General features: G+C 69.9%; 29 protein-coding genes. 6 read left to right on the top strand and 23 right to left on the bottom strand.

Annotated features, from left to right (window positions below):
* Positions 1 to 73 precede the first annotated feature (73 nt).
* Both KBX21_RS14820 and KBX21_RS14815 read right to left on the bottom strand, forming a co-directional pair.
* On the bottom strand, positions 74 to 244 hold the full coding sequence (locus tag KBX21_RS14820) for a DUF397 domain-containing protein (protein ID WP_247665769.1): 171 nt from the start codon (positions 242 to 244) through the stop codon (positions 74 to 76).
* Positions 244 to 990, bottom strand: coding sequence for a Scr1 family TA system antitoxin-like transcriptional regulator (locus KBX21_RS14815; protein WP_282104555.1), 747 nt, complete (start codon positions 988 to 990; stop codon positions 244 to 246). Before KBX21_RS14815 ends, KBX21_RS14820 begins: the two co-directional genes overlap by 1 nt.
* Before the next feature lie 124 nt (positions 991 to 1,114).
* Between KBX21_RS14815 and KBX21_RS14810 the strand changes: the two genes are divergently transcribed.
* Positions 1,115 to 1,306, top strand: coding sequence for a hypothetical protein (locus tag KBX21_RS14810; protein WP_210842326.1), 192 nt, complete (start codon positions 1,115 to 1,117; stop codon positions 1,304 to 1,306).
* A 58-nt stretch (positions 1,307 to 1,364) separates the two neighbouring features.
* Complete coding sequence (locus KBX21_RS14805) at positions 1,365 to 1,625, top strand: hypothetical protein (RefSeq protein ID WP_049567302.1); 261 nt, start codon at positions 1,365 to 1,367, stop codon at positions 1,623 to 1,625.
* Positions 1,626 to 1,894: 269 nt separating this feature from the next.
* Here KBX21_RS14805 and KBX21_RS14800 read toward each other — a convergent pair whose 3' ends face one another.
* From KBX21_RS14800 to KBX21_RS14790, 3 genes are read right to left on the bottom strand one after another with little or no spacing between them, the layout of a single operon-like run.
* Positions 1,895 to 2,551 (bottom strand): CoA-transferase, encoded by a 657-nt coding sequence (locus KBX21_RS14800; protein ID WP_374225729.1) that lies wholly within the window; start codon positions 2,549 to 2,551, stop codon positions 1,895 to 1,897.
* A 32-nt stretch (positions 2,552 to 2,583) separates the two neighbouring features.
* Positions 2,584 to 3,279 (bottom strand): 3-oxoacid CoA-transferase subunit A, encoded by a 696-nt coding sequence (locus KBX21_RS14795; protein ID WP_210842257.1) that lies wholly within the window; start codon positions 3,277 to 3,279, stop codon positions 2,584 to 2,586.
* The gene (locus KBX21_RS14790; RefSeq protein ID WP_210842256.1) at positions 3,276 to 4,481 is read right to left on the bottom strand and encodes a thiolase family protein; all 1,206 of its coding nucleotides are present in this window, start codon (positions 4,479 to 4,481) and stop codon (positions 3,276 to 3,278) included. Before KBX21_RS14790 ends, KBX21_RS14795 begins: the two co-directional genes overlap by 4 nt.
* Before the next feature lie 71 nt (positions 4,482 to 4,552).
* Between KBX21_RS14790 and KBX21_RS14785 the strand changes: the two genes are divergently transcribed.
* The gene (locus tag KBX21_RS14785; RefSeq protein WP_210842255.1) at positions 4,553 to 5,434 is read left to right on the top strand and encodes a LysR substrate-binding domain-containing protein; all 882 of its coding nucleotides are present in this window, start codon (positions 4,553 to 4,555) and stop codon (positions 5,432 to 5,434) included.
* Between the two features lie 135 nt (positions 5,435 to 5,569).
* Positions 5,570 to 6,523 carry a helix-turn-helix domain-containing protein gene (locus KBX21_RS14780; RefSeq protein WP_307869219.1) on the top strand — a complete coding sequence of 318 codons (954 nt, stop codon included), beginning with the start codon at positions 5,570 to 5,572 and terminating at the stop codon, positions 6,521 to 6,523.
* 4 nt (positions 6,524 to 6,527) lie between these two features.
* Here the strand turns inward: KBX21_RS14780 and KBX21_RS14775 are convergent, their stop codons facing one another.
* The 8 genes from KBX21_RS14775 to KBX21_RS14740 all read right to left on the bottom strand — a co-directional run bounded on the left by KBX21_RS14775 (position 6,528) and on the right by KBX21_RS14740 (position 14,012).
* Positions 6,528 to 7,178, bottom strand: coding sequence for a flavin reductase family protein (locus tag KBX21_RS14775; protein ID WP_247665767.1), 651 nt, complete (start codon positions 7,176 to 7,178; stop codon positions 6,528 to 6,530).
* A complete protein-coding gene (locus tag KBX21_RS14770) occupies positions 7,171 to 8,250 on the bottom strand; it encodes an ABC transporter substrate-binding protein (RefSeq protein ID WP_210842254.1) in 1,080 nt (359 codons plus the stop codon). Before KBX21_RS14770 ends, KBX21_RS14775 begins: the two co-directional genes overlap by 8 nt.
* Before the next feature lie 31 nt (positions 8,251 to 8,281).
* Positions 8,282 to 9,142, bottom strand: coding sequence for an ABC transporter permease (locus KBX21_RS14765; RefSeq protein WP_049567332.1), 861 nt, complete (start codon positions 9,140 to 9,142; stop codon positions 8,282 to 8,284).
* Positions 9,139 to 9,909 (bottom strand): ABC transporter ATP-binding protein, encoded by a 771-nt coding sequence (locus tag KBX21_RS14760; protein WP_234003830.1) that lies wholly within the window; start codon positions 9,907 to 9,909, stop codon positions 9,139 to 9,141. Before KBX21_RS14760 ends, KBX21_RS14765 begins: the two co-directional genes overlap by 4 nt.
* Positions 9,902 to 10,654: an HpcH/HpaI aldolase/citrate lyase family protein gene (locus KBX21_RS14755; RefSeq protein ID WP_210842253.1), complete on the bottom strand. Its 753-nt coding sequence runs from the start codon at positions 10,652 to 10,654 to the stop codon at positions 9,902 to 9,904. Before KBX21_RS14755 ends, KBX21_RS14760 begins: the two co-directional genes overlap by 8 nt.
* Positions 10,651 to 11,565 carry a hypothetical protein gene (locus tag KBX21_RS14750; protein ID WP_210842252.1) on the bottom strand — a complete coding sequence of 305 codons (915 nt, stop codon included), beginning with the start codon at positions 11,563 to 11,565 and terminating at the stop codon, positions 10,651 to 10,653. The genes KBX21_RS14755 and KBX21_RS14750 overlap by 4 nt, the downstream gene beginning before the upstream one ends.
* Before the next feature lie 3 nt (positions 11,566 to 11,568).
* Positions 11,569 to 12,486 carry a DUF6282 family protein gene (locus KBX21_RS14745; protein ID WP_210842251.1) on the bottom strand — a complete coding sequence of 306 codons (918 nt, stop codon included), beginning with the start codon at positions 12,484 to 12,486 and terminating at the stop codon, positions 11,569 to 11,571.
* Between the two features lie 695 nt (positions 12,487 to 13,181).
* Complete coding sequence (locus KBX21_RS14740; RefSeq protein ID WP_049567343.1) at positions 13,182 to 14,012, bottom strand: class I SAM-dependent methyltransferase; 831 nt, start codon at positions 14,010 to 14,012, stop codon at positions 13,182 to 13,184.
* A 223-nt stretch (positions 14,013 to 14,235) separates the two neighbouring features.
* On the opposite strand from KBX21_RS14740, the gene KBX21_RS14735 reads away from it, so the two are divergent.
* On the top strand, positions 14,236 to 14,796 hold the full coding sequence (locus KBX21_RS14735; RefSeq protein WP_210842250.1) for an NUDIX hydrolase: 561 nt from the start codon (positions 14,236 to 14,238) through the stop codon (positions 14,794 to 14,796).
* Between the two features lie 8 nt (positions 14,797 to 14,804).
* Here KBX21_RS14735 and KBX21_RS14730 read toward each other — a convergent pair whose 3' ends face one another.
* Genes KBX21_RS14730 through KBX21_RS14685 form a run of 10 tightly spaced genes read right to left on the bottom strand, consistent with a single transcriptional unit; the run spans position 14,805 to position 22,306 of the window.
* A complete protein-coding gene (locus tag KBX21_RS14730; RefSeq protein WP_210842249.1) occupies positions 14,805 to 15,470 on the bottom strand; it encodes a PolC-type DNA polymerase III in 666 nt (221 codons plus the stop codon).
* Positions 15,471 to 15,528: 58 nt separating this feature from the next.
* Positions 15,529 to 16,245, bottom strand: a complete 717-nt coding sequence (locus tag KBX21_RS14725) for an HAD family phosphatase (RefSeq protein WP_210842248.1) — start codon at positions 16,243 to 16,245, stop codon at positions 15,529 to 15,531.
* Positions 16,242 to 17,012 carry a thymidylate kinase gene (locus KBX21_RS14720; RefSeq protein WP_049567355.1) on the bottom strand — a complete coding sequence of 257 codons (771 nt, stop codon included), beginning with the start codon at positions 17,010 to 17,012 and terminating at the stop codon, positions 16,242 to 16,244. The genes KBX21_RS14725 and KBX21_RS14720 overlap by 4 nt, the downstream gene beginning before the upstream one ends.
* A gap of 47 nt (positions 17,013 to 17,059) precedes the next feature.
* Complete coding sequence (locus KBX21_RS14715; protein WP_210842247.1) at positions 17,060 to 18,175, bottom strand: DegT/DnrJ/EryC1/StrS aminotransferase family protein; 1,116 nt, start codon at positions 18,173 to 18,175, stop codon at positions 17,060 to 17,062.
* A complete protein-coding gene (locus KBX21_RS14710) occupies positions 18,172 to 19,206 on the bottom strand; it encodes a radical SAM protein (RefSeq protein WP_049567362.1) in 1,035 nt (344 codons plus the stop codon). Before KBX21_RS14710 ends, KBX21_RS14715 begins: the two co-directional genes overlap by 4 nt.
* The gene (locus KBX21_RS14705) at positions 19,196 to 19,906 is read right to left on the bottom strand and encodes a thymidylate kinase (protein WP_210842246.1); all 711 of its coding nucleotides are present in this window, start codon (positions 19,904 to 19,906) and stop codon (positions 19,196 to 19,198) included. The genes KBX21_RS14710 and KBX21_RS14705 overlap by 11 nt, the downstream gene beginning before the upstream one ends.
* 55 nt (positions 19,907 to 19,961) lie before the next feature.
* The gene (locus tag KBX21_RS14700; RefSeq protein WP_049567369.1) at positions 19,962 to 20,492 is read right to left on the bottom strand and encodes a phosphoribosyltransferase; all 531 of its coding nucleotides are present in this window, start codon (positions 20,490 to 20,492) and stop codon (positions 19,962 to 19,964) included.
* A complete protein-coding gene (folE, locus tag KBX21_RS14695) occupies positions 20,489 to 21,130 on the bottom strand; it encodes a GTP cyclohydrolase I (protein ID WP_053107245.1) in 642 nt (213 codons plus the stop codon). Before folE ends, KBX21_RS14700 begins: the two co-directional genes overlap by 4 nt.
* A 46-nt stretch (positions 21,131 to 21,176) precedes the next feature.
* Positions 21,177 to 21,896: a 7-carboxy-7-deazaguanine synthase QueE gene (locus KBX21_RS14690; RefSeq protein ID WP_049567373.1), complete on the bottom strand. Its 720-nt coding sequence runs from the start codon at positions 21,894 to 21,896 to the stop codon at positions 21,177 to 21,179.
* Positions 21,893 to 22,306 (bottom strand): 6-carboxytetrahydropterin synthase, encoded by a 414-nt coding sequence (locus tag KBX21_RS14685; protein WP_049567377.1) that lies wholly within the window; start codon positions 22,304 to 22,306, stop codon positions 21,893 to 21,895. The genes KBX21_RS14690 and KBX21_RS14685 overlap by 4 nt, the downstream gene beginning before the upstream one ends.
* Before the next feature lie 234 nt (positions 22,307 to 22,540).
* Between KBX21_RS14685 and KBX21_RS14680 the strand changes: the two genes are divergently transcribed.
* Positions 22,541 to 23,821 carry a helix-turn-helix transcriptional regulator gene (locus KBX21_RS14680; protein WP_210842245.1) on the top strand — a complete coding sequence of 427 codons (1,281 nt, stop codon included), beginning with the start codon at positions 22,541 to 22,543 and terminating at the stop codon, positions 23,819 to 23,821.
* Positions 23,822 to 23,970 lie beyond the last annotated feature (149 nt).

Here is a 23,970-nt window from a genome sequence, read left to right as displayed (position 1 = left end):
GTGAGGGTGGCAGACATGGTGCGGCCCACTACCCGAGGGGAGAGCAGTGGGCCGACGCGACCGGGGAATGGTGTCAGTTCGAGAGGTCGTTTCCTTCGCAAGCCACGAGAGCGGCCCACTCAGCAGCCGGGAAGACCAGTGTGGCCGCTTGCCTGTTCTGTCTGTCGCGAACCAGGGTCTGTGGTCCCTCACTGGCCTCCACGCAGTGGGCGGCGTCGGAGCTGTAGCTGGACTTGTGCCACATCACAGCAGCCTTCCTAGCAGTGCGGACGTTGCCCCGAGTAGGGAGCACAGTCCGATCAGGTTCCTCACGGCAGACACCACCGCCGCAGTGTCCTCGGGTTGTTCCATCAACAGGTTGCCCCGAGCGTAGTCGGACGCCGCTACCGCCGTACCATCGGCCAACCGGTGGACCTGGATGGAAGAAGCGACCAACAGAATCGGGGTTCCATCGGGAATGAGGTGGGCCGCCAGCCGCTCACGCTCCATGCTCCGCAGGATCGTCTTGACCTGATCGATGCGCACGTGGTCAGGCAAGCAGGTGAGAGCCGACATGGGGAACACCGCCGTGATGGACGGGTCGTTCTTGCGGGTCAGCACCTCGTAGCGTGCGACTCGGAGTTGGGCGAAATGCTCCACCTGGTCATTGGAGGCACTGGGGTTACCGGCGCGGAAGACCATCCGTGCGTACATCAGGGACTGGGGTAGTCCCGGCACGAGGTTGGACACCGTCACCGTGTCGATTTCCACCGCCTTCTCTTCAAGGGCACCTTTGGTTCGCATCCAGGGCGGAACCAGCAAGCCGGTAGCCACTGGTTCCCACACACGCACCAAACGGTTCCCCGCCTTGAGTTCTCTATCGAGCTCAACCTTCGCGCGTTTGGGGGTGACGACGCCGTTCTCCCATCGGGACACCGAGGCAGCCGAGGAACCAACTCGGTCAGCCAACTCACCCTGACTCAAACCAGACAATTCGCGGAGCTTGGACAGCAGCGACGTGAACTCGTCATCAGACGCGGTCCGAGGCTATCCACGAAATTGCACGAGGGACCATAACTTTCCAGTTAGCTATTGGTTGCTGTGAAAACGAACTGCTCAAAGACACCGTGGACCCATGGATGTGATCGAACAGCTACGGCAATTCCAAGACGAGCTGACCGCACGGGGCCTGCGCTCGGTGATCAGCGACAAAGTCCACTGGTTCACCATGGGCCCCATCCCCACCCTGACCTGCTGCACCTACCTGGGCCGCGTCACCGTCACCAAAGACGGCCTCTACCAGTGGCTCTCATCGTCTACTACATGATCCCGATCTTCCTGATCGGCTGTCTGATCGGTTGGAGCATCCTTCCGATCCTGGGGGTATGACCGTGCTCGCTCTCAAGCCCCGGGCCTTCACCGTGGTCCGCGCGCTGTTCAAGATCGGCCTCGTCTGTTGTCTTGCGCTCGGAGCGCTCCTGGTCCTGGGACAGATGGCCGGAGTCCTCACCCAACGTCCGGACTGGGTGACCGGAGCCTCCGACCTGCTGTTCGTGCCGAGCATCGGCGCGGCGGCGGCCTTCGGTGTCCTGGGGTTCATCGGCAACTACCTCACACCCGAGGAGCCCGAGCCCGAAGACGACTGACAGAACCGGGGCGGTGGGGTGGGGCGCACCGTCGCCCACCCCACCGGTGACACGAACACGTCGGCGGGGATCGACGCGCCGAGGGCCCAGGAGACGGGGTCAGCAGGGTTCACGTCGGCAGGTCACGGGCGGAACGGCCACACGGACGCGAGATCCCGCCCCGGTGTGTGCGCCGTACCCGGGAACGGTCCCTCGCGATGACTCCGTCGCCTTCCTCACCGGACTGTCCGGCGTCAGGGGACCACAGCTGGGCGACGGTGCGGGCCCTCTCAGCCGTTGGGCACGGTGCCGGAGTTCGTGATGCCGAGTCGTCCTGCCAGTTCGTGGGCGCCGACACCGTACGTCTCCCGGATCCGTACGCCCTCGGCACCGACCTCGAAGACGCCGTGGTCCGTGTAGACGCGACTGACACACCCGACCCCGGTGAGCGGATACGTGCAGTGCGGTACGAGTTTCGGTTCAGCCGAGCGGGTGAACAGGGGCATCATCACGTGGACGTCCTTGGCACCGATGGCGAGGTCCATGGCACCGCCGACAGCGGGAATGGCGTCGGGTTCGCCCGTGTGCCAGTTGGCGAGGTCGCCCTGGAACCCCACCTGGTAGGCGCCGAGGACACAGACGTCCAGGTGCCCGCCGCGCATCATGGCGAAGGAGTCGGCCTGGTGGAAGTACGCCGATCCGGGAAGCTCGGTCACCGGGACCTTGCCCGCGTTGGTCAGGTCAGGGTCAACGGCGTCGCCCTCGGCCCTGGGCCCCATGTTGAGCATGCCGTTCTCGGTGTGGAGCACCACCCCTGAGCTGGCTGGCAGGTGGTCGGCGATCCTGGTGGGCTGCCCGATCCCGAGGTTGACGAAGGCTCCGGCCGGGATGTCTGCGGCGACGACGGCGGCCAACTCGTCCATCGACAAGCGGTGGTCGGCTTTCATCGGCGCTCCGGCGTGCGGGTTGCTCGAGTGGGTCATCGTGCCCCCTGGACGGTGTAGCGACGGGACTCCACCTGGACGATCCGGTCGACGTAGATGGACGGGGTCACGACGGCCTCGGGGACGAGTTCTCCGGGCTCGACGATCTGATCGACCTGAACGACGGTCGTCGTCGCCGCAGTGGCCATGACCGGCCCGAAGTTACGTGCGGTCTTGCGGTAGGTGAGGTTGCCCAACGTGTCCGCCCTGTGCGCGCCGATCAGGGCGTAGTCGCCCTTGATCGGGTACTCCAACAGGTATCTGCGACCGTCGATCTCACGTTCCTCCCTGCCCTCGGCCAGAGGTGTACCGATCGCCGTCGGGCAGTAGAAGGCGCCGATGCCCGCACCCGCCGCGCGCATCCGCTCGGCGAGGTTGCCCTGCGGCACCACTTCGAGTTCGATCCCCCCCGAACGGTAGAGACGATCGAAGACCCAGGAGTCGGCCTGCCGGGGAAAGGAACAGACCACCTTGCGCACCCGGCCCGCCGCGAGCAGCGCGGCGAGCCCGACCTCGCCGTTGCCGGCGTTGTTGGACACGATCGTGAGGTCCTTGGCTCCCTGGCGGATGAGCGCCTCGATCAGATCGAACGGCATACCCGCCAGACCGAAGCCGCCGACGAGGACGGTGGCCCCGTCCTCGACCCCGGCCACGGCGGCGTCGGCGCTCTCAGCGACTTCCGCGCGGCTCATCGGACCCGCTCCGTGACATCGCAGTTCTCCAGCACGACGGCCAGCCCCTGGCCGACCCCGACGCACAACGCGGCGACTCCGTAGCGCTGCCCCGACTCGCGCAGCACCTTGGCCAGGGTGGCGAGGATACGACCACCGGAAGCGCCCAGCGGGTGTCCGATCGCGATGGCCCCGCCCTTCTGGTTGACAATGGCGGGATCGATCCCCCAGGCATCGAGGCAGGCCAGCGCCTGCACGGCGAAGGCTTCGTTGAGTTCGACCGCGCCCACCTGGTCCCAGCCGATCCCGGCTCGGGCCAAGGCGCGGTTGGCAGCCTCGACCGGGGCGTAGCCGAAGTCCTGCGGCTCCAGCGCCATCACGCCCCGGCCAGCGATGCGGGCGATCGGGTCGGCCCCGATCGTGTCCGCGGCCCTCTCACTTCCCAACAGCACCGCGGACGCGCCGTCGTTGAGGGGACTGGCGTTCCCCGCGGTGATGGTGCCGCCCTGCTCCGGTGAACGGAACACCGGCTTGAGTGTGGCCAGTACTTCCGGTGTGGATTCGGCTCGGATGCCTTCGTCGCGAACCAGGTCGGCCCCTCCCACCGGTGCCACCAGGTCGTCGTAGAAGCCTGATTCCCAGGCCTGGTGGGCGAGTCCGTGAGAGCGTGCGGCGAACCGGTCCTGACGCTCGCGGGAGATCCCGAAGCGCTCCTGGAGTAGTTCGTTGGCCTCACCGAGGCCGACCGTCCACTCCTTGGGCATGCGCGGGTTGACCAGACGCCAACCGAGCGTGGTCGACACCGCGGTGACGTCGCCGACCGGGAACGGCCTCGCCGATTTGGGCAGCACCCACGGCGCCCGCGTCATCGACTCCACACCACCGGTCAGCACGACCTCGGCGTCGCCGGACTCGATCGTCCGGCTGGCCGTCATCGCCGCGTCGAGGCCGGAACCGCACAGTCTGTTGACCGTGGTGCCCGGGACACTGACCGGCAGTCCGGCGAGCAGCGCGGCCATGCGGCCGACGTTGCGGTTCTCCTCTCCGGCTCCGTTGGCGTTGCCCCAGACCACATCGTCGATCGCGGCCCGGTCGAACCCGGGCACCTTGGCGAGCGTCGAGGTGATCGCGGCCGCGGCCAGGTCGTCAGGGCGGACGCCGGCCAGCGCGCCGTTGAAGCGACCGAACGGCGTCCGTGTCGCGGCGTACAGGAATGAACTCATGCCAACGACGCTAATCCCTGAGCGCGATATCCTGAAGTACTCATATCCAAGGCTATTGATATGGACCAGATATGGATCTGCGTCATCTCAGGTACTTCGTGGCGGTGGCGGAGGAACGCCACTTCGGTCGGGCCGCCGAGCGGCTTCACATGGCCCAGCCGCCGCTCTCCCAGCAGATCCGCCAACTCGAGGCGGAACTCGGTGTCGAACTGCTGTACCGCACGACACGTCGCGTCGACCTCACGGAGGCCGGTCGGGTCTACCTGGATCTGGCGCGCGGGATCCTCGCCGACGTCGAGAAGGCAGCCCACCACGTCCGCCTCATCGCCTCCGGCTCTGTGGGCCACCTCGCGCTCGGATGTGTGGGATCGGCGACGTACAGCCTCCTGCCGACGCTCTCCCGCCGGCTTTCGGTCGAACTCCCGGGGGTCGACTTCTCCTTCCGGGGTGACATGCTGGGCCCCGACCAGGTCGAGGCACTGCGCAAGGGAACGATCGACGTCGCGTTGTTGCGTCCCCCGGTGGCCGATCGCTCCATCATCGTGCACACACTGCGTCGGGACCGGCTGGTCGTCGCCCTGCCGGTGAACCACCGCCTCGCCCAGCGCAGACGTCTGCGTGCCGAGGACCTCGCCAGCGAGGATCTCATCGTGCACTCCGCCGACCGCCGGTCGGTGATGTACGACATCGTCCTGGGCCTGCTCCGCGACGCGGGCGTCGAGCCACGCATCCGCCATGAGGTCGGCGAGACCTCGACTCTGGTCACTCTGGTGGCCGGGGGTCTCGGTGTGGCGGTTGTGCCCGAACCCGTCACTGCGCTGGAACTCCACGGCGTCGCCTACCGGCCACTCACCGGGGCCGACGCGCACGTGGAACTCGCCGTCGCCCACCGCGCCGACCGTTCCGAGCCCCACCTGGCCCGTACCGTGGAGATCGTCCGGGCGACGGTCTGAGGGATCCCCGGACCGCCCCCACCGGAGGGACGCCGCCCACGCGGGCACGGAAGGGTCACCGGCCGGTCGGTGCGTGAGCCACACCGGACACCGCGGCTTCGATCGCACCGCGGACACTGGCGTCGTTCTCCGTGAATGCCGCCGGGACGACCGGCTGCGAGTGCCTGTGCCTCGCCACCAACCAAGGCTCTCCTGGTCAGGGCCGCCCCCGCCCCGGATGGTCGGCTCCCCGCCGACTCCACTGGGTTCCCAGGCCTGGTTCCGAGGGGCTGGGCGTCGCCAGCAGTTCTTTGGGGTGCCCGCTGGCGGGGTACGATGTGGTCGCCATGTGAACAACTGGAACACATCACGTCAAGGGGCGCCGGAGTGGACATCCAAGCTGTAGACCGCGTGGGCATGATCCTCGCACTGTTCGGTCCGCATCGTGAATCGGTGACTTCGACCGAAGCCGCCGACCTCATCGGACTCAATCGCACGACGACCTACCGCTATCTGACGTCCCTGGTCAACGCCAACGTGCTCGACCTCCGCGATGACCGCACGTATGTTCCGGGGCCGGCGCTCGTGCAACTCGGCGCCTTCGCTCTCGGCCGACGCGACATCCTGCGCCTGGCCGTGGACCCCATGCAGACCCTGGCTCGCGACACCGAGATCACGGCGGTCCTGTCGCTCTGGGGCTCTTCGTCACCGGTCGTGGCTCACGTCGAGGAACCTCCGCGCCGCGAGATCGTCGTCTCCGTGCGGGTGGGCATGCAGCTGTCGACCGCCGCCGCGCAGACCGGCATCTTCCACACCTTCATGGCCGACTCCCCCAGCGTGGCGCGGGCCTCGCGGCAGCTCCCGTCCGGGGAGCGTGAGCGGATCGAGCGCCTGGTGCGCGAGACCTCCGAGCGTGGTTACGCCGCGCAGGTCAGCACCCGGGGCATTGCCGTGCTCGCCACTCCCGTGTGGGACGAGCACGGCCTCGCGGCCTCCCTCGCGCTCCTGAGCACCCGCGACGTGCTCGACGTACACGCCGAGAGCGTCGAACTCGCGGCGCTCCGGAACGCCGCGACCACGATCTCCCAGTCGCTCGGTGCCGAGGACTGACCCGTCAGGTGCGTTCCGCCAACGACTCCCCCTGACCCGGGCCCCTCGGCGCGTGACCGAAGCGTTCGACGTTCCCGAGCCGTCCGTAGGTCGGACCAGCCAGGCGCGACGCCGGATCGATCATCGCGGTGTCGATCTTGAGGCCGTCCAACGCCGACGAGAGCACATGGAACCGCACGACCTCACCCACTGTGAACTGCGCGCCGGCCCGACCGAACTCCACCACGCGCGCGAGCCGACACTCCAGACTCACCCGAGCCGTGGCCAGCCGGGGCACGCTCACCACGTCGCTCGGCTCGGTCCCGAGTCCGAGGATCTCGGCTTCGTCGACGCCGGGGGGATGTACCTCCCCCGACTCGTGGACGTCCCTCCAGTGCTCCCAACCAGGGATGTTCACGACGTACTCGCCCCGCTCGGCGATGTTGCGGGCCGTGTCCTTGAACTCACCCTCACGCCGACCGATGTTGATTCCGACCATGGGCGGATCGTTGGACACCATCGTGAAGGCGCTGAACGGCGCCAGGTTCGCCGCACCGTCACGACTCACGGAAGTCACCCACGCGATGGGGCGGGGAACGACGCAGCCCGTGAGCAGCCGGTAGTTCTCCTGCGCGCTCAGCCCCGAGGGGTCGATCACGGTCATGTCATCAGGCATGGTCGGCGGCTTCCTGACGGACGGCGGCACGGTCGAAGTCGTTGATGTCCTGGATCAACGAGTCGTCGTACAGGTCGGCGGGGTCCACCGGCTCGGTGAGCTCGCCCGCGTCGAGCAGGAAGTCCACGTTGGCCTGTAGCGCCTGCTGATCGATGGCGCCGTACGGATCGTCCTCGGCACCGAGGTTGGCCAGTCGCGCTTCGAGGACGGAGACCGACGACGCGACGGCGACGTCGTCCTCGAGGCCCGAGGGGCGCGCCTCGGGGTGGGCGTCGAAGAGCAGCTCGATGGCGGCCTCGGGGTTCGCCTCGCTGAAGACCACGCCCTTGGCGATCGCGCGTCCGAGCTTGACGTAGAGCTCGCGGTCCTCCTCCAGGTCACTGGTCCGGGCCGCGAGTCCGCCGCTCGTGAGCTCGTCGGTACCCGGGACCTCGATCTCGCGCAGCTCGATCCCCTGGTTCTCGAGGACCTGGAACGACGTGTCCAGCAAGGCGAGCGCGTCGACCTGGCCGTTCTCCACGGCAGTGGCCTGCTGGCCTCCCGTCCCGATCGCGACGAAGGTCACCGAGTCCTCCGGTACCCCCGCCTCACGCAGACCGACCTGGGCCTGCGTGACCGAGGCGCTCGCGAGGCTGATCGCGCCCACCGTCTTGCCCTCGAGGTCCTCGATCGACGTGATGTCGCTGTCCGCGGGGACTCTCAGACCATAGATGTTGTCCTTGTAGTAGGACATGAAGTAGGTCAGATCGAGGTTCTTGCCGGGCTCACGGCCCAGGATCACCGGTTCGGGGCTGACGGCCCCGGTCGCCACCTGCCCGGTCGCGATCTGCTGGACCTGGGTCGTCGCGGAGTCGGCCAGGATGATCTCGACGTCCAGGCCCTCGTCCTCGAAGTAGCCCATCTCCTGGGACACCGCGATCGAGGCGATTCCCGCGTTCCAGGTCGGGGTCGCGAGCGTCATGGAGACCTGCTGGTCGCCACCGTCGCCGCTCGACCCGCCACAGGCCGCGAGCAGGGAGGTGATCATCAGTACGGCGCCGCCCTGCAGCACCTTGCGAGACACACGTGTCATGGGCATGGGTTGTCCTTCGGTTTGAGGGGAGTCAGTTGGCAACGGAGCGGGCGCGGTTCTCTTCGGACCAGAAGGCGAGTCGCCGCCCGCCGAGGACGACCGCGTAGTGCAGCACGAGACCGATGGTCGAAAGCACGACGAGAGCCGCGAACATGGTGGCCACGTCCAGCGAGGTGTTGCTGGCGATGATCAGGTAGCCGAGCCCGGCCTGCGAACCCACGAACTCCGCGACGATGGCACCGATGACCGAGAGCACGACCGCCACGTCTAGACCAGCGACGATGCTGGGGATGGCCGTCGGCAGACGCAACCGAGTGAGAACCTGCAGACGCGTCGCTCCGAAGGAACGCATCATGTTCACCTGGTCGCTGCTGGTGGAGTTGAAGCCGAGCGTGGCGTTGACGAGGATCGGGAAGAACGCGATCAACGCCGTCGTGAGGATCTTCGACTCCATACCGAAGCCGAACCAGACGAGGAACAACGGCGCGAGGGCCACCTTCGGCACGGTTTGCAGCACCACGACGATCGGCAGCACGATCTTCTCGGCCAGACGCGAGGAGCTCACCCACACCGCGACGAGCAGTCCGGAGACGACGGCGATGCCGAATCCGTAGATGATCTCCTGCAGCGTGACCCAGGTGTGGCGCAGGAACGGCCCGTCGGTGAAGCCCTCGACCAGCGCCTGGACGATCCGGGTGGGCGCGGGGAAGAGGATCACCGAGATGTCGAAGGTGCGGACCACCACTTCCCAGACGGTCAGCAGGATGAGCACTGTGGTGCTCGACAGCAACCAGCCTGGAAGGTCGGAGAGCCTGCGACGTGTCTCGGTGTTCCCGGCCTCGCGTTCCACTGTCAGGGTCTGCCTGGACGAGGAGGAGTTGGATGCGGTCATGGGCTGTTCACCACTTCGGCTCTGTCAAGAACGGTTCTGATGCGACGCGTGTAGTCGCCGAACTCGGCAGTGCTCACGACGTCGAGGGTGCGCGGGCGCGGTAGGTCGATGTCGATGACCGCGCCGACGCGGCCCGGACGCGGGGTCATCACCACGACGCGATCGGAGAGGAGCACCGCCTCGGAGATGCTGTGGGTGATGAAGACGACCGTCTTGCGGTCCCGCTCCCAGATCTCCAGCAGGTCCATCGTCAGCTGGTCGCGCGTCATCGCGTCCAGTGCGCCGAACGGTTCGTCCATGAGCAGGATCCTCGGGTCGTGCAGGAGGGCACGGGCGATCCCGACACGTTGTTGCATCCCACCGGACAGCTGGTACGGGTGACTGGTGGCGAAGTCCGACAGTCCGAGCATCTCCAGGAGCTCGCGCGCCCGGCCTTCGTCGCGTTTGCGCTGAGAGCGCCCCTGAAGGATCGAGGGGACGAGCACGTTGTCCAGGACCGTGTTCCAGGGCAGCAGGAGCGGCTGTTGGAACACCATGCCGGTCATCGCCGACTCGTTGCGCGCTTCGGCGCGGTACCTGATGCTGCCCTCGGTCAGAGGTTCCAGGCCCATGATGAGCTTGAGCAGCGTGCTCTTGCCGCATCCGCTCGGTCCGACGATGGAGACGAACTCACCGTCGGCGACGTCGAGGTGGAAGTCGTCGACCGCGACTGTTCCTCCGCGATAGTGCTTGCTGACATGGACGAAGTTCATGACTGGCTCAAGCATGGAGCGACGCCTTTCCCGTGTGGTCCTCGGTTGCCCGCATGCGCCTGAGGGCACTCACGGCGGCCTCGGCGAGCAGTGTCGTGTCGGCGGCACCGACGAAGAAGTCCAACGCCAGTTCGCGGGCGCGTGCGGCGCCATCGGGGCCTCCCGCCGCCCCTGCGGCGATCCCGTGCCTGCGAGCGGCGGTGACGATGGTGAGATCGGCGTCGCCGATGGCACGGCCGGCGTCGAGCCTGAGGTCCGCGGCCCCGAGGAGGAGCCCGGTGATCCCGTCGACCGCGGCGATGTCCTCGACGGACTCCAGCGCGGCCAGTGACTCGATCTGCGCGATGACCTCGACCGGCTGGGACAGGTAGTCGGCTCGCGGGCCCTGCCCCCACGCTCCGGCACGCGACGTCGCACCGGAGCCACGTCGCCCCCCAGGAGCGAATCGCGTCGCGGAGACGACCTCGGCAGCGGCCTCGGGACCATCGACGTGGGGAACGACGATCCCGTCGGCGCCAGCGTCGAGCACCCGTTGGACGAAGGACGGCCCCTGGTCGGGAACCCGCACGAGCGCGCGCATGCCGTGTGCCTGGCCGACGGCGATGTGCCGGGCGATCGCCGACATGTCCAGCATCGTGTGTTCGGCGTCGACGACGATCACCTCGACACCGGCGTGGGCGAGGATGGCCGTGGACTCCCAGGTGTCGAGCTTGACCCAGGCGGCCCACTGCGTGCCCTCGGATCCGTTCACGCGGCTCATCGGAGTGCCTCCGGCACCGGGTAGTCCCCGGCGTTGAGCACCCAGCCCGGACGGCGCGAGAAGTCCTCGCGCGGCCCGGCGAAGATGTCGACCATGCGGTTCTCGTCGGCCCCGACCGCCTCGCTCGTGTGCACCAGCGGCGGCGGGATGATGGTCAACGACGGCCCACCGATCTCACGGTGCTGGTCCGAGCGCCACGCGGTGCGGTCGTTGCCCCACGCACGCCGGATGTGATGGACGTACTCACCGGCGTCGACGAAGCTCAACTGCTCGAAGTCGTCGTGGGTGTGGGGGGACAGAGTGCGTGGATCCCGAGGACCGACGCGTGGGTACAGCAGGTTCACCATGGCGTGACGGCCACGGAGGATGCGCCCCAGGCGTCCTTCCTGCGGGGCGATGTCCTCGATGGCGTCGTAGACGCGGATCGCGGCGTCGCCCGAAGGTGCGGGCCAGGGCTCGGCACGGATGCTGAGTCCGAGGCCGTCGGCATAGGCTTCGCCGTTGAGCGCCTGGTCCAGCACGTCCGATGTGGCCACCGTGTGCAGACGCAGCAGCCGCAGCGCCCCCTCGACCTCGTACCGCCAGGGGCCCGGCTGGACCGTGATGACGCTCGTCGGTTGGACGGTGACCGTCTCCCCCGCCGTGCGCACCGTGAGGCGGCCCGTGGACGGCAGGACCACCAGCATCGTCTCGTCGACGTCCTCGCGGTCGAAGGTGTCTCCGTCGGCGTGTTCGGCGTAGACGACGGCGGCGTTGGCGGCTCGTACCGTCCACAGACGCCCGCCCCGCCCCGTGGTTGCGGTGGGGTCGAGCTCACTGAAGTCGAAGTACTGCGGTTCGTGCGCGGCGTCGGTGTCGAGCCCGCTCGAAGCGGCCAGTTGGCTGCGTGGGTCACTCGCGAGGTAGGCCATCCTTCAGCGCCCCTCGACCGAAGCGGGCCGTTCGTCATCCAGACCGAGCAGGAAGGCGGCGTTGTGCGAGGTGACCTGGCGAAGCTCCTCGACCGACAGGCCTTGATCGAGCAGGGCCTCACCGACGCGCATGAAGGCGTCGACGGGCATGGGGCGCCCTCGTTGTCCGAGGTCCGAGGAAAGCACCGTGTGGTCGGGGCCGATGGCGCGGATCCACTTGACCAACAGTGCCGGGTCCCACTTGCGAAAGCCCTGGGGGTCGTACATGCCGACCTCGTGCTCGATGTAGCCGCCGAGGTCGGCCAGCTGGCGGCACCGCTCGACATCGGCGTCGACGATGAAGTTCGGGTGGCTCAGGATCATGCGTCGCACTCCGCGCTCGGCGGCGGCGGCGAAGAGCTGGGCCGACTGGGCCGGTTCCAGATGGCCCGCCGAGAGGAGCACGTCCGCCTCCGCCACCAGGTCGACGACCTCGTGGGCCGCGTCGACGAGACGTCCTTCGGCATCGACCACGTCGACGATCCGGTTGGGGATGTCGTAGTCGGACTCGGGGAAGCCGTGGTGCTCGTTCTCGCAGTGGCAGCGGCTGGAGAAGGTGGGGAACCACACCGCGCGCCCACCCATCTGCAGCGACATCGCGACCGCGTACGGGTTGAGTCCACCCACCTGGGCGTTGAGAGCGATCCCACCGAAGATCGGCGTCGCGACGTCGTCCAGTTCGCGGTGCATCGCGAGCAGGTCCATGACGGTGTTGTGGTGGTGCGACTTCACCAGGATTCCCCGCATGTTCAGGCGCTCTCCGTCGCGAGCCGCCTCCACGTGATCGAACTCCCTTGAGAAGGGATTCGGTCCCGAGTGGCAATGCAGATCGACGGCTCCGTCGAGTGCCTCCGCGACGGGTGGGAGGGACGTGAGAGTCATAGAGCACACCTCTGAGATCAGGGTCACATGTTCGTATTGAATCATCTATGTTCGGATTGCGACTGTCAAGTGTGGGTGTGAGTTCGCCCCCGCACGGCCCACGAGGCTCGCGTCTTCGCGGGGCACAGCCGCGTTCTCGCAGCGTGTGGCGCCTGCCCTGGCCGGGGGGACACCTCGCGCCGCGATGTCGACGCCCCAGGGGCCGGGTTCCCCGGCTGGCACCACACTTTGTGGACGCGCGTGCTGATTCGGCCCGCGCCCGCCCGTGGCGAGTCGGAGCCACCGGGCGTCGGGAGCGCGGGCGTCGGGACCGTGGGCGTCGGGACCGTGGGGCGCGGCGCCCGCTTCGCGGCCTTCGCCACCGTGACGAGGCGAGGACGAAGGCCGAGCCCCGCACCCCCGGGCGCCCAGGCGGGCGGGGGCCTTGGTGCGCTCGGCGCTCTCCCTGAGTAGGCCCCGGCGGGGTGCACCGGTCCGAGGAGCGACCCGCACCGCTTGGCGGGGCCGCTACGTCCGAGCTACCTCGAAACGGCGGGGGTCACGGATCCGAGTTCTGTGTCGCCCACACCGTTTGACCAGCGAAGGGCTTGTTCCGGATCTCTCCGGAACAAGCCCTTCGCCGTGTCCGACCGCCGCTGGGCGGGTTCACCACCGTGGAGGTTCGGACGCACCAGGGTGGTGATCGCGTGGGGACGTCATGGCCGATCCCGGTCCAGCTGAGCGGTGACCACGAGCCAGCGGGTCACGGTCGTCTCGTCGGGGCTGGTCCGGGCGTAGGCCGCCTCCAGCATCCGCATCCTCTGTTCGTGGGTGAAGACACCGGCGGGACGGGCGAACACCGGGATGGACAACCAGGCCCTGCGCTCCGCCATGGTGGTGTGCTGCTCCTTGACCTCGGCACCCACCAGCGCGAGCCCCGCTTCGGTCAGGTGGCGGGTGACGGTGACCAGGGGCAGCTTCGGGCCGCTGGTCGTCGCCGGTGGCGGGGTGTGGCCGTGGTCCCGGGCAGCGATCACATGGATCAACGAGTCCAGCGACGGTCTGGCGCGATCGTTCGGGTCGGTCAGGCCCGCGAAGCCGCCACCGATGTTGAACACGAACCGGCCACCGGGGCGAAGGACCCGGCGGACCGCCGCGGCCACGGCCGGGACGTCCGTCTTCCAGATGCCCGAGTTGCACACCACGGCGTCGACCCGGTGCGCGGGGACGTGCTCGGTCAGGGCCTCGGCGGGTGCGGTGACCCAGGTCAGGCGTGCGTCGTCCAGGGTGCGTCGGCCGATGCGCTGCATGGCGGCGGCGTTGTCCAGGGAGATGACCCTGGCGTCGCCCGGGACCTGCTCGAGGACCGCCCGGGCGGTCACGCCGGTACCCCCGCACAGGTCCACGACCAGGCGACCGTCGGCGAGGCGGGCACGGCGGGCGAGGTCGCGGCTGGTGTCGCTGTACATGGGCCAGTCCCGCGCGAACGCGGCGTAGGCCTCGGCGGTGGCCTCCTCGTCCCAGCCGGTGAGGGCGTCCGTGGTCATCGCGGGCACCCCGTTCCGCGGTCGGGCGGATCCGAGGGGTACGCGTGCCCGTCCCGGTGGTGGTGAAGTGGCGCGTTGGCCCTCCACGGGCCGGGTCCCGCCAGTAGGCTACGGACCTCTTCACCGCCGTGTGTTCTGGAGCTGATCGTGTCGCTGTTCATCGGTACCCGCCTGTCATCGGGGCATGGGGAGCCTGGCTCCCCGGTTGGTGCGGGGGTGTGCCATGGCGGTCGGTGACGCCCAGATCAGGTCCGTGGTGGCCGACTACCTCAACCGTCACCCGGAGGAGGCGGAGCCACTGGCCGATCCGGTACGCCAGCTGGTCGAGGGGGCTGACTTCGCTTCTCGGCACACCTATCCGATGCACGTCACCGTCGGTGCGCTGCTGGTGCGCGGCGAGGAGGTCCTACTGGTCGACCACCTCGCGTACGGGATCCTGTTGCAGCCGGGCGGGCACCTGGAGCCGACCGACCTCACGCTGATCGACGCGGCGCTGCGCGAGCTGGTCGAGGAGGCCGACGTCGATCCCGGTCAGATCGTCCCGGCCTCCCACGCCCCCGTCTACGTCGAGTACGGACCGGTTCCGGCCCGCCCGGCGAAGGGCGAGCCCGCGCACTTCCACCTGGACATCGGGTACTCCTTCACCGCACCGGCGCATGTGGACGTGGGCCGTATCCAGGGCTCGGAGGTCAGGGGCGCCGCCTGGTATCCGCTCACGACGGCGGAGCGACTGGTGGGGCAACGCGTCTCCCAAGCGATCCGGGGCCCGGCCGACGTCGGCTGACCGGGCCGTCAGAGGTCGAACAGGTGTTCCTGGGTGGGCAGGTTGGCTTTGGCCGTGCGCCCGGCGACCTTCACCAGCGCGGCGAGGTCATGGAGGTCGCCCGCGCGGTCGGCGGCGTCGATGAGCCGTACGAACACCTGCGCGGTGACGTCGACATCGGCGTAGGCCCGGTGTCGGTCCGCCGGGTGCGGGATCGAGAAGTGGGCCAGCAGGGTGTCGAGCTTGTAGTTCTCCAGGCCCGGGACGAGGCGCTTGGCCAGCGGAATGGTGTCCAGGTAGTCGATGCGCGCCAGTTTCGGACAGTGCTCGCGCTGGTGGTGGATGACGTTGGCCTCGGTGGCCGCGTGCTGCGCGACCAGGAGGTACCGGGTGTCCGCGGCGAACCGTCGATCCAACGCGCCCAGCGCTTCGGAGGGGGCGGGGGCCGTCGTGAACTGTTCGGGGCTCAGCCCGCTCTGGGCGGTGTCGGCGGACGTCACCGGCGCGAACTCGGGTGGGCGGATCAGGGACGTGGTCCGGCCCGCCTCGAACCACCCGCCCTCCTGCTCGTAACGCAGCGCGAGCACGGCGACCTCGATGGGCTGGGCCGGATGACCGGCGGGGGTCGTCGTCTCGAAGTCGATGACCCCGAAGGTCGTCGCCAGAAAGGCGGGGTCGCTTGTCAGGGAGCCCATGCGGTTCACCCTCCTGTCGCAGGTGTTCTGGTTCCGTGGCGTCGCCGGTCCCGGGCGGTCATGAGGCGGACCCGGCCGATCGTCTCGGCTTCGCCCCGCTGGTGTCCCCGAACACGCTGCCCGTGCCGTGGGCTCCGGTGGGGGCGAGATGACCGTCCACGACGGTGAGCACCCGCATACCGGCGGCGCGGGCGGAGGCGATGCCCTCGGGAGCGTCGTCGACGGCCAGGCAGGCGCTTGCGTGGACGCCGAGTCGGTGGGCGGCGGCCAGGTACAGGTCGGGGGCGGGTTTGCCGTGCGGGGCGTCCTCACGTGTGACGACGGTCGCGAACTCCTGCCCCAGGCCCAGGGCCCCGAGACCGGGCCCGACCAGGAGGCGGCTGGCCCCGGAGGCCACGGCGCAGGGCAGGCGGGCGCGGCGCGCGGCGCGCAGCAGGCCCAGCACGCAACCGAAGGGCGTGATGGTGTGCACGTGGGCCAGCAGGTGGGAGCGGCTGCGCTGGATGATCTCCTCGTGCGGCAGGCGCCCCCCGCCCGGGAGCGCCGCCAACAGATCGTGGATGGACAGGCCCACGTGGCGGCGGTACCAGTGCGGGTCCAGGTCCACACCGTGCGGGCGCAGGGCCGCCCGCAGTGCCCGCTCGTGGCCGGGTGTGGTGTCGGCGATGGTGCCGTCGAAGTCCAGGATCAGCGCTTCGACTCCGTCGGGGATCGTGGAGGCGCAGCCCGGCGCAACGGGTCCCGGGCAGGTCCAGGGGTGCGGCGCCGCGTTCACGCCGGTACCGGTTCCGCGCCCTGCCCGCAGCACAGGCACGGGGCGTGTGGGTCCTGCCACGGCTCCCGCACACATCCGAGGTCGGCCCCGGCGTCGAGGATCCACGACCGGATCAGCTCGGCCGCCTCGAACTCGTCGACCTGGCGCCGGTCCACGACCCGGTAGCGCGCCGGGTCGGTGGCTGCGAGCCGCTCGTAGAGCTCGCACGCGGCCACCAGGAACGTGGACTGCTCAGGGGTGAGGATGCGCCGGTCGCGCCGTTGGGCGCGCTCGACGGCCTGTGTGGCGTCATCGGTGACCAGGACCGTCAGGTCCGGCAGACAACGGTAGGAGGCCGCCAGGTCAAGCAGCGCCCTGGCCGTGTCCAGGGCGGCCTCCGGGTCGTTGGGACACAGCAGCAGGGCCTGGTAGACGGCCGTGGTGTCGACGCTGCGGCCCTCCACGACGGACCGCCCCGCGGCCAGGTCGGGCAGGACGGTGTCCAGGTCATGGCGTTTCATGGCCAGCAGGAGCAGGGCCTCGGCCATCGGGGTGCCCCCGCGCAGGAACGGATCCCTGCCGCTGGCCTCGCGAAGCGCGTCCAGCAGGTCCTCGCCCAGGCCGTGGCGGCCGTGTACGCGTTCGGAGAACTCGTCGAGCATCAACGGCGGTTCGCGGAGGGTTTCGACGGCGCGGTTGGTCAGGTAGGTCTTGCCGACGCCGTTGACGCCCTCGGCGGAGATCAGCGGACCGCGGGTGCAGGCGGGGTGGACTGCTGTGTTTCGCATACGGCTGGGTTCCGTTCCAGAGGTGGTCGGCGGGGACGGGTCGTGCTTCACCCGGTCCACGCGGCGGCCTCGCGGGCGATGACGTCGGCGCGGTGGTCCAGCACCGGTTCGGTGTCGGACTCGGTCACGATCACGGCGAGCGTGTGGTCGAGGATCTCGGCGGCGCCCCGGCACGGCGCGCCGGGTTGGTCGGTGAACATGGGTCTGGTGTCACAGGGCACGAGCCGGAAGCTGCCGGTGGAGTTGGGCACGCCCCGCTCGGCCAGGTGCTCGGCGAAGGCCCGGGGGCGGGGCAGGTCCAGGCGCAGGAGCGGGGCGTAGGCGTTCCACTCCTCGCCGGGCGACGGGACCAGGGGACGCAGTCCGGGTGTCCCCTCCAGGGCGTGCAACAGGCGCTGGGTCTGCGCGCGGCGACGCTCCACCAGTGCGTCCAGGAGGTGGAGGTTGGCGCGGGCGATCGCCGCCAGTGGAGCGGCCAGGCGGGTGTTGGTCGCCAGACGGCTCTGCGGCGCCTGGCCCTTCGGAGGCGGCTGCCAGTGGCTGCGCGACGCGCGCGCGTGCTCGGAGATCCCGGGGTCCCGGGTGACCAGGAAGCCGCCCTCACCGCTCCACACGACCTTGCCGTCCTTCATGCTGAAACAGCCCACCGTGCCGACCGTGCCCGCGCGCCGGTGGTCGCGGACGGTGCCGATGGCCTGGGCGGCGTCCTCGATGACGGCGAGCCCGTGTGCGGAGGCGAACGCGGTCAGGGCCGCCGGATCACCCATGCGACCCCACAGGTGCACGGGCAGGACGGCCCGGGTACGCGGGGTGACCTTGCGGGCCGCGTCGTCGTAGTCCAGGTCGAGGTCGGCCACGTCGCTGTCGACGAACACCGGACGCGCCCCGAGCGCGGCCAGGGGGGCCACGGTCATGACCACGCTCAGCGCGGGCACCAGGACCTCGTCACCCGGTCCCACGCCGAGGGCCGACAGCCCGGCGTGCAGGGCCGCGGTGCCGGAGGAGACCGCCACCACGTGCTCGGCACCGAGGGCTGAGGCGAGTTCGCGTTCCAGCTCCGTCACCGTGCCCCCGCCGCTGGGGTCGGGCATCTGTTCCAGGACGGGGCCGAGGTGTGTGGCGATCAGCCGTGCGCGGTCGGGCACGGTCGGGAGCCCGGTCATGGCGCCTCCGTGCTCAGTATCCGCGGCATGTCCAGCACCAGGGGCCACATGTTCACGCAGTCCCTGCTGAACTGGTCGCAGTCGTTGCACTTGGGCCGTTCGGCGAAGAGGGTGCGTGCGTCGGCGCCACGGATGGAGCGCCGCCGCTCGGGGGGTGTGGCGGCGATGCGCCGGTCGGAGGGGCAGTCCCACACCGACCCGTCGGGCTGGACGAAGAACAGCCGCGCTCCCCCGAAGCAGCCCGCCACCCGCCCGCTGTCGTGGGTGGAGATCGCCTCCAGGAACCGCCGCGCGTACGAGGGGTCGGGCAGGGTCAGGCCGGACGGGTCGGCGTAGAGGTCATCGAGCTGATCGGCCACGTCCGCCACGTCCGACGGGCGGTGGGCGTGCTTCTCGAAGAGGGCGTGGTCGGGTGCCAGGGAGATCGGCTGGGGAACGTAGTAGTCCACGCCCAGGTCCGCGGCCAGGCGGGCCACGTCGCCGATCTCCTGGGGGCGGGAGCGCATGACCACGGTGTAGATCCCCACCCTCGGGGCGGCCCGGCCCTCCCGTGCCGCCAGCAGGGCCCGGATGCCCTGGAGGACCTGGTCGTAGCCGAACCGGCCCGAGCGTGAGGGCCGCAGCAGGTCGTTGGTCGGGGCGTCGGCGCTGTCGAGGGAGACCGACACGCCGTCCACGCCGAGGGCGACGAGGCCCTCGACGATGTGGGGCCGGGTGAGCGGTATGGCGTTGGTGGCGATCACCACCTGGCAGCCCGCCTGCTTGATGAGCCCGATCACCTCCAGGGCGCCGGGCCAGTCCAGGGGCTCGCCCCCGGCGATGACCACCCGCTCGACCGGTGAGTCGGCCAGGGTGCGGGCGAAGGCGGTCAGTTCCCGGCCGGACAGGTCGTTGCGCGACAGGTGCGACAGGACTCCGAGCTGGTCGGGTGGAGCGTCCTTGTGCTCCTCGATGGTCCCGAAGTAACAGTGGGGGCAGGCGAAGGCGCACGGGCTGCGCAGGCCCCACAGCAGGGTGACGTCACGCGACATGGGCGACCTCCCGCGTCCGGATCAGGTCCCGCACGCTCTGTTCGACGGCCTCGGCGCTTTCCTGCGGGGACAACCCGGTGGTGTCCACGACGGTGTAGCGGTCGGGCTCCCCTGCCGCGAGCACACGGTAGAGCTCCTCGGCCCGATGGATCACGTCCAGGTCCCGGGGCTCGAGCGTGCGGCCGACGCGCGCGGCGAACCGGTCCGTGCAGACCGCCCGGTCGCCGGTGAGCCACACCGTGGCGTCCGGGAGCCGGGACCAGGCGCGCGCCGTGGCCAGCACGTACCGGGCCAACCGGGCGGGGTCCTCCTCGCCGTAGTGGGCGGCCAGGATCGCCGCCTGGCACACCGCGACCGAGTCCGGGCCCCGGTCCTCGAGGATCACGTCCACCCCGGGCAGGTGCCGGTCGGCGAGCCGTTCGGTCTCGCGGACCTTGAGGGCGAGCAGGGCGAGGGTCTCGGCGACCGGGTGGCCCGTGCGCAGGTACACGTCCCCCTCGGCCGCCAGTGCGGCGGTGACCCGGCCGGGCAGGGTCTCCTCGGACCGGTCGGTGAGTTCGTCGAGCAGTAGGCACCGTTCACCCAGCGTGGTGGCCAGGGACCGGGCCACGGTGGTCTTGCCGACGCCGTTGACGCCCTCGATGCTGACCCACAACGGGCGCGGGGGCGCGGGCTCGGCGCGGATGACAGGAGCGGTCATGGCTTCCTTCGGCGGGTAGGGGGCGGGTCGCTGGCCGCCGGGTCCGTGCGGGGGTTCAGCCCTCATTGATGCCGCCCTCCCAGGGAAAGACCACCCACCCGCGGGTGTTCTCCCCGATGTAGGTGATGGTCGCCTCGGCGGGTGCGGAGCCGGCCCAGTTGTCGTTGTTGACCGCGCACACCGCCGTGCGCACCCGGGCGGCACCCGCCTGGGAAACCAGGCGCACCGTCGCCGCCAGGGTGTGACCGGTGCCCGCGACGTCGTCGACGATCAGTACGTCCTGGCCGGTCAGGTCGCCCAGCGACCCCGGGTTGACCGCCACCGGCTCGGGGGTCTTGGCGGCGTGCCGGCTGTCGTCGGCGGTGTGGGTGACCTCGACCGTGCGCACGTCGCGCAGCCGGAGGCGGTGGGAGAGCCACACCGCGGGGGTGGCTCCGCCGCGCAGTACGGCCACCACGACCTGGGGGGCGCCGTCCACCCGGACCTGCTCGGCGACGTGGTCGACCATCTCCCCGATCCGGTGCCACGTCAGGTGCACGACCGCCCGGTCCTGATCGGTACGGGTCGGGGTGCTGTGCTGGCTCATGCGGCTCCCCGGGGTGCGGCGGTCAGGGTGAGGAAGCGCTGGGCCAGCGCCGGATCGCCGTCCAGGCGCCCCCGGTGTTCCAGCGTGGTGGTGCGGGCCGCTTCCATACGTACGCCCCGCATGCTCATGCACAGGTGGGTGCCGTGGACGGCGACCGCCACGTCCGGGGTTCCCACGGCGGCGGCGACCCTGTCGGCGACCTGCCGGGTGAACCGCTCCTGGACGTGCAGACGCGCCGCGCACTCGCGGGCGATGCGCCCGAACTTGGACAGACCCAGTACCTGGTCACCGGGCAGGTATCCGGTGGCCACCTCCAGGCGCATCGGGAGCATGTGGTGTTCGCACAGCGACCACACGCTCATTCCCGAGACCACGACCAGTTGGCCGCTCACCTGGGACTCGGCGAAGCTGGTCTCCATGTTGGCGGCATCCGGTGAGAGGAAGTCGCGGTACCAGGTCGCGACCCGGCCCGGAGTGTCGGCCAAGCCCTCCCTGCCGGGGTCCTCACCGAGCGCCGACAGGAGCTGGCCGACCAGGTCGGTGATGCGGTCGACGTCAACAGGCGGCGACGTTCGGGAGTCGGCTTCGGGCAGCGGGGGTGGGCTCTGTTCGGGGGGCGAGCTGAGGGTGTGCGTCACAGGGGCCTCGCTTCCAAGGGGTCCGGGCAGAACGGAGTGGGCGGGGTCAGCGGCCCCGGGTCTGGGCGAACGCCATGACGTGCAGGCGCTGGGCCAGGTGCCATCGGCGCGCCGCGACGGAGTCGGCGAGAACGCGCGTGGTCGCGATCAGCTCCTCCGGAGTGGCGCCCTCGGGCATCACCCAGATCGGGGCCAGGCCGTACCGTCCGGTGAGGGCGTCGATCTCGTCCAGGTCCGCCTCGGTGCGGGCGACGAACTTGAACACCGCTCTGCCGCTGGCCGCGAAGGCCCGCAGGGTCTCGGGGACGAGACGTCGGTCCTCGGCGACGCCGGAGTTGGCGAGCTTGGGGCTGACGTTGAACCGCACGCCCTCAACCAGCAGTTCCGGGTCGGGGGTGATGGTGCCGTTCGTCTCGAACTCCACGCGGTTGCCTCGGGCCAACAGGCCCCGCACCAGCGGGACCAGGGGCCGTTGTTGGATCAGGGGCTCGCCGCCGGTGATGACGACCAGTTCCACCCGCGAACCGTGCGCCCACGCCAAGAGCTCCTGAACCGTCTGCCGCGAGGACTCCGCGCGCAGGTCGAACCGGGAGGTGTCCCAGGTGTAGGGGGTGTCGCACCAGGTGCAGGTGAGGTTGCACCGCGACAGTCGGATGAACAGGGCCGGAACTCCGCAGCTCGGGCCCTCCCCCTGGAAGGTGGGCCGCTCGACCCCGAAGCGCTCGGCGACGAGCAGTCCGGGCCCGTCCACGCGTTCGGGGCTCATGTGCGCTCCACGTCGAAGCGCGCCCAGCTGCGCGTGGTCTCCCGGACGCGGACGGCGACCAGTCGGCCGGGCAGCTCCGGTTCGACGTGGTGGATGAACCACCCGGCCAGGTACCCGGCCAGGTTCTCCGAGGTCGGCTCGAAGGGGAGGACGTCGTTCAGGTAGTGGTGGTCGAGCTCGGTGTCCAGATACGCCTTGAACGGCGCGAGGTCTCCGAAGTCGGTGACGAACCCGGGCCCGGTCAGGGCCGGGGCGGTGAGGATGACCTCGACCTGGTAGCTGTGTCCGTGCTGGCGTGAGCACTTGTGGCCGGGCGCGAGGCCCTCAAGGCGGTGCCCCGCCTCGAAGTCGAAGGTCTTGCCGATGGTGTGGGTCCCTGCGGGGGGCGAGACGACGGTCTCGTCTGGCATGGGCGTCCTTGTTCTCTCGTGGGGCCACCACCCCTGGCCGTGGCCGGTCGGGGTCGTGGGCCTCGGGCAAGGTCGTTCGCTGACATCGGGGGCGGAACCGGCGGTGTCCCCTCCGGCCCCGGAGGCGCAGGTCGGAGAGGTGCCCGATTCGTCATTTCGAGTACAACCCCGCGGCCTCCCGAGGACAATGGCGAGAGCCGATCCAGCACCGATTCCACAGCGGAGGCGCCCTGCATGTCCGATCGACTGCGCGACGAGATGCGGCAGGAGCGCCGCGCATCGGGACTGGTCTGGGCTCGGTTCGCACGCGAGGCGGGGTTCAGCGCCACCTATCTGCGCAACATCGAGAACGGGAACAGGGCGTTGACTCCCGAGGTGGCCAGGGCCTACGACGGGGTGCTGAGCACGGGCGGCCGCTTCACCAGGGCCCTGCACGACCCCACCCCCGGCACCTGTGGGCTGGTCTGGGAGCGACCGGAGAGCATGGCGGTACTCACCGGCCTGTTGAAGGGCGGGCACGTGGACCGGCGCGAGCCCCTCACCGTGGCGCAGGCCCTGTCGGTCTCGGCGAACAGCTGGGCCAGGGCGCTGGAGTCGGTGCCCCGAGAGCCGCTCGACGTCCCCGGCGGTCCGGGGCTCCTGGCACACATCGGAGACCGACTCGACCACCTGCGCCACCTGGATGACAAACTCGGCAGCGGCGACGTGCTGCACCTGGCCCGCGGCGAACTGGCGCTCATCATCAAGCTGATCCGTTCGGGCCGCTACAACGGAGCCACCGTGACCCGCCTGTACGCGATGGCCTCCGAGGCCTCGCGACAGGTGGGATGGGCCGCGTTCGACCAGGGCAAACCGGGCTTGGCGGGCCGGTACTTCGACGGCGCGCTGCGCGCCTCGGCCGAGGCCAACGATCCCGTGGGCGGTGCCTACGCCGCTTCGTTCGCCGCGATCCAGTGCTATTCCACGGGACCGGGCGACCGGGCGGTGAACCTGCTGGAGGTCGCACACACGCAGGTGCGGGGTAGGGCCACCCCGCGTATGCACGCCATGCTCGCGGCCCGCACCGCCCGCGCGCTGTCCACGACCGGGGCGAAGCGGGAGTGCGCGCGCCAGATCCACCTGGCGCGTACGGCATTGGACCAGGGCCGACGTGAGGACGATCCCGAGGTCCTGTACTGGGTGGACCATGGCGAGATCGAGATGATCGCGGGGTCGGCCGCCCTGAGTCTGGGCGACCCGGCCGAGGCCCTGCGCCGTTTCGAGGCCGCCATGGCCGCCGCCTACCCCGGGGACACGGAGTTCCCGCGTAGCCACGCGATCTATCTGGTGCGGGCCGCGGAGGCCCATCTGGCCCTGGGGGACCTCGACGCGGCGGTCGCCACCGCACGCCACGCGGCCCGGTGCCTGAGCTCGGTCGACTCGGTACGATCAGCCTCCGAGCTCAGGGGGCTGCGCGAGAAGCTGCGGGCCCACACCGCGTACACGGCCGTGCGGGAACTCCTCCAGAGCGAGTAGCTCCCGTCGCAGCAGCCGTTGGAGCAGGGGTCGGGCACCGTCCGGATGGTCGGGACCCAGGGTCCGGCGGGACCACGCGCTGGGGCGCCTTCACGTCCGTTGCTCTCTCACCTCCGAAGGGCACGACACTCAGGGATCCAGGGAACTCG

It is taken from the genome of Nocardiopsis sp. B62, from assembly GCF_018070675.1.
Lineage (GTDB): Bacteria > Actinomycetota > Actinomycetes > Streptosporangiales > Streptosporangiaceae > Nocardiopsis > Nocardiopsis prasina.
This window is presented reverse-complemented; position numbering and strand designations above follow the sequence as displayed.

What these genes read in the sequence shown, in the direction of transcription:
- KBX21_RS14820 (WP_247665769.1), bottom strand. Translation starts at nt 244, where the DNA reads ATGTGGCACAAGTCCAGCTACAGCTCCGACGCCGCCCACTGCGTGGAG.
- KBX21_RS14810 (WP_210842326.1), top strand. Translation starts at nt 1,115, where the DNA reads ATGGATGTGATCGAACAGCTACGGCAATTCCAAGACGAGCTGACCGCA.
- KBX21_RS14805 (WP_049567302.1), top strand. Translation starts at nt 1,365, where the DNA reads ATGACCGTGCTCGCTCTCAAGCCCCGGGCCTTCACCGTGGTCCGCGCG.
- KBX21_RS14800 (WP_374225729.1), bottom strand. Translation starts at nt 2,551, where the DNA reads ATGAAAGCCGACCACCGCTTGTCGATGGACGAGTTGGCCGCCGTCGTC.
- KBX21_RS14795 (WP_210842257.1), bottom strand. Translation starts at nt 3,279, where the DNA reads ATGAGCCGCGCGGAAGTCGCTGAGAGCGCCGACGCCGCCGTGGCCGGG.
- KBX21_RS14790 (WP_210842256.1), bottom strand. Translation starts at nt 4,481, where the DNA reads ATGAGTTCATTCCTGTACGCCGCGACACGGACGCCGTTCGGTCGCTTC.
- KBX21_RS14785 (WP_210842255.1), top strand. Translation starts at nt 4,553, where the DNA reads ATGGATCTGCGTCATCTCAGGTACTTCGTGGCGGTGGCGGAGGAACGC.
- KBX21_RS14780 (WP_307869219.1), top strand. Translation starts at nt 5,570, where the DNA reads ATGCCGCCGGGACGACCGGCTGCGAGTGCCTGTGCCTCGCCACCAACC.
- KBX21_RS14775 (WP_247665767.1), bottom strand. Translation starts at nt 7,178, where the DNA reads ATGCCTGATGACATGACCGTGATCGACCCCTCGGGGCTGAGCGCGCAG.
- KBX21_RS14770 (WP_210842254.1), bottom strand. Translation starts at nt 8,250, where the DNA reads ATGACACGTGTGTCTCGCAAGGTGCTGCAGGGCGGCGCCGTACTGATG.
- KBX21_RS14765 (WP_049567332.1), bottom strand. Translation starts at nt 9,142, where the DNA reads ATGACCGCATCCAACTCCTCCTCGTCCAGGCAGACCCTGACAGTGGAA.
- KBX21_RS14760 (WP_234003830.1), bottom strand. Translation starts at nt 9,909, where the DNA reads ATGCTTGAGCCAGTCATGAACTTCGTCCATGTCAGCAAGCACTATCGC.
- KBX21_RS14755 (WP_210842253.1), bottom strand. Translation starts at nt 10,654, where the DNA reads ATGAGCCGCGTGAACGGATCCGAGGGCACGCAGTGGGCCGCCTGGGTC.
- KBX21_RS14750 (WP_210842252.1), bottom strand. Translation starts at nt 11,565, where the DNA reads ATGGCCTACCTCGCGAGTGACCCACGCAGCCAACTGGCCGCTTCGAGC.
- KBX21_RS14745 (WP_210842251.1), bottom strand. Translation starts at nt 12,486, where the DNA reads ATGACTCTCACGTCCCTCCCACCCGTCGCGGAGGCACTCGACGGAGCC.
- KBX21_RS14740 (WP_049567343.1), bottom strand. Translation starts at nt 14,012, where the DNA reads ATGACCACGGACGCCCTCACCGGCTGGGACGAGGAGGCCACCGCCGAG.
- KBX21_RS14735 (WP_210842250.1), top strand. Translation starts at nt 14,236, where the DNA reads ATGGCGGTCGGTGACGCCCAGATCAGGTCCGTGGTGGCCGACTACCTC.
- KBX21_RS14730 (WP_210842249.1), bottom strand. Translation starts at nt 15,470, where the DNA reads ATGGGCTCCCTGACAAGCGACCCCGCCTTTCTGGCGACGACCTTCGGG.
- KBX21_RS14720 (WP_049567355.1), bottom strand. Translation starts at nt 17,012, where the DNA reads ATGCGAAACACAGCAGTCCACCCCGCCTGCACCCGCGGTCCGCTGATC.
- KBX21_RS14715 (WP_210842247.1), bottom strand. Translation starts at nt 18,175, where the DNA reads ATGACCGGGCTCCCGACCGTGCCCGACCGCGCACGGCTGATCGCCACA.
- KBX21_RS14710 (WP_049567362.1), bottom strand. Translation starts at nt 19,206, where the DNA reads ATGTCGCGTGACGTCACCCTGCTGTGGGGCCTGCGCAGCCCGTGCGCC.
- KBX21_RS14705 (WP_210842246.1), bottom strand. Translation starts at nt 19,906, where the DNA reads ATGACCGCTCCTGTCATCCGCGCCGAGCCCGCGCCCCCGCGCCCGTTG.
- KBX21_RS14700 (WP_049567369.1), bottom strand. Translation starts at nt 20,492, where the DNA reads ATGAGCCAGCACAGCACCCCGACCCGTACCGATCAGGACCGGGCGGTC.
- KBX21_RS14690 (WP_049567373.1), bottom strand. Translation starts at nt 21,896, where the DNA reads ATGAGCCCCGAACGCGTGGACGGGCCCGGACTGCTCGTCGCCGAGCGC.
- KBX21_RS14685 (WP_049567377.1), bottom strand. Translation starts at nt 22,306, where the DNA reads ATGCCAGACGAGACCGTCGTCTCGCCCCCCGCAGGGACCCACACCATC.
- KBX21_RS14680 (WP_210842245.1), top strand. Translation starts at nt 22,541, where the DNA reads ATGTCCGATCGACTGCGCGACGAGATGCGGCAGGAGCGCCGCGCATCG.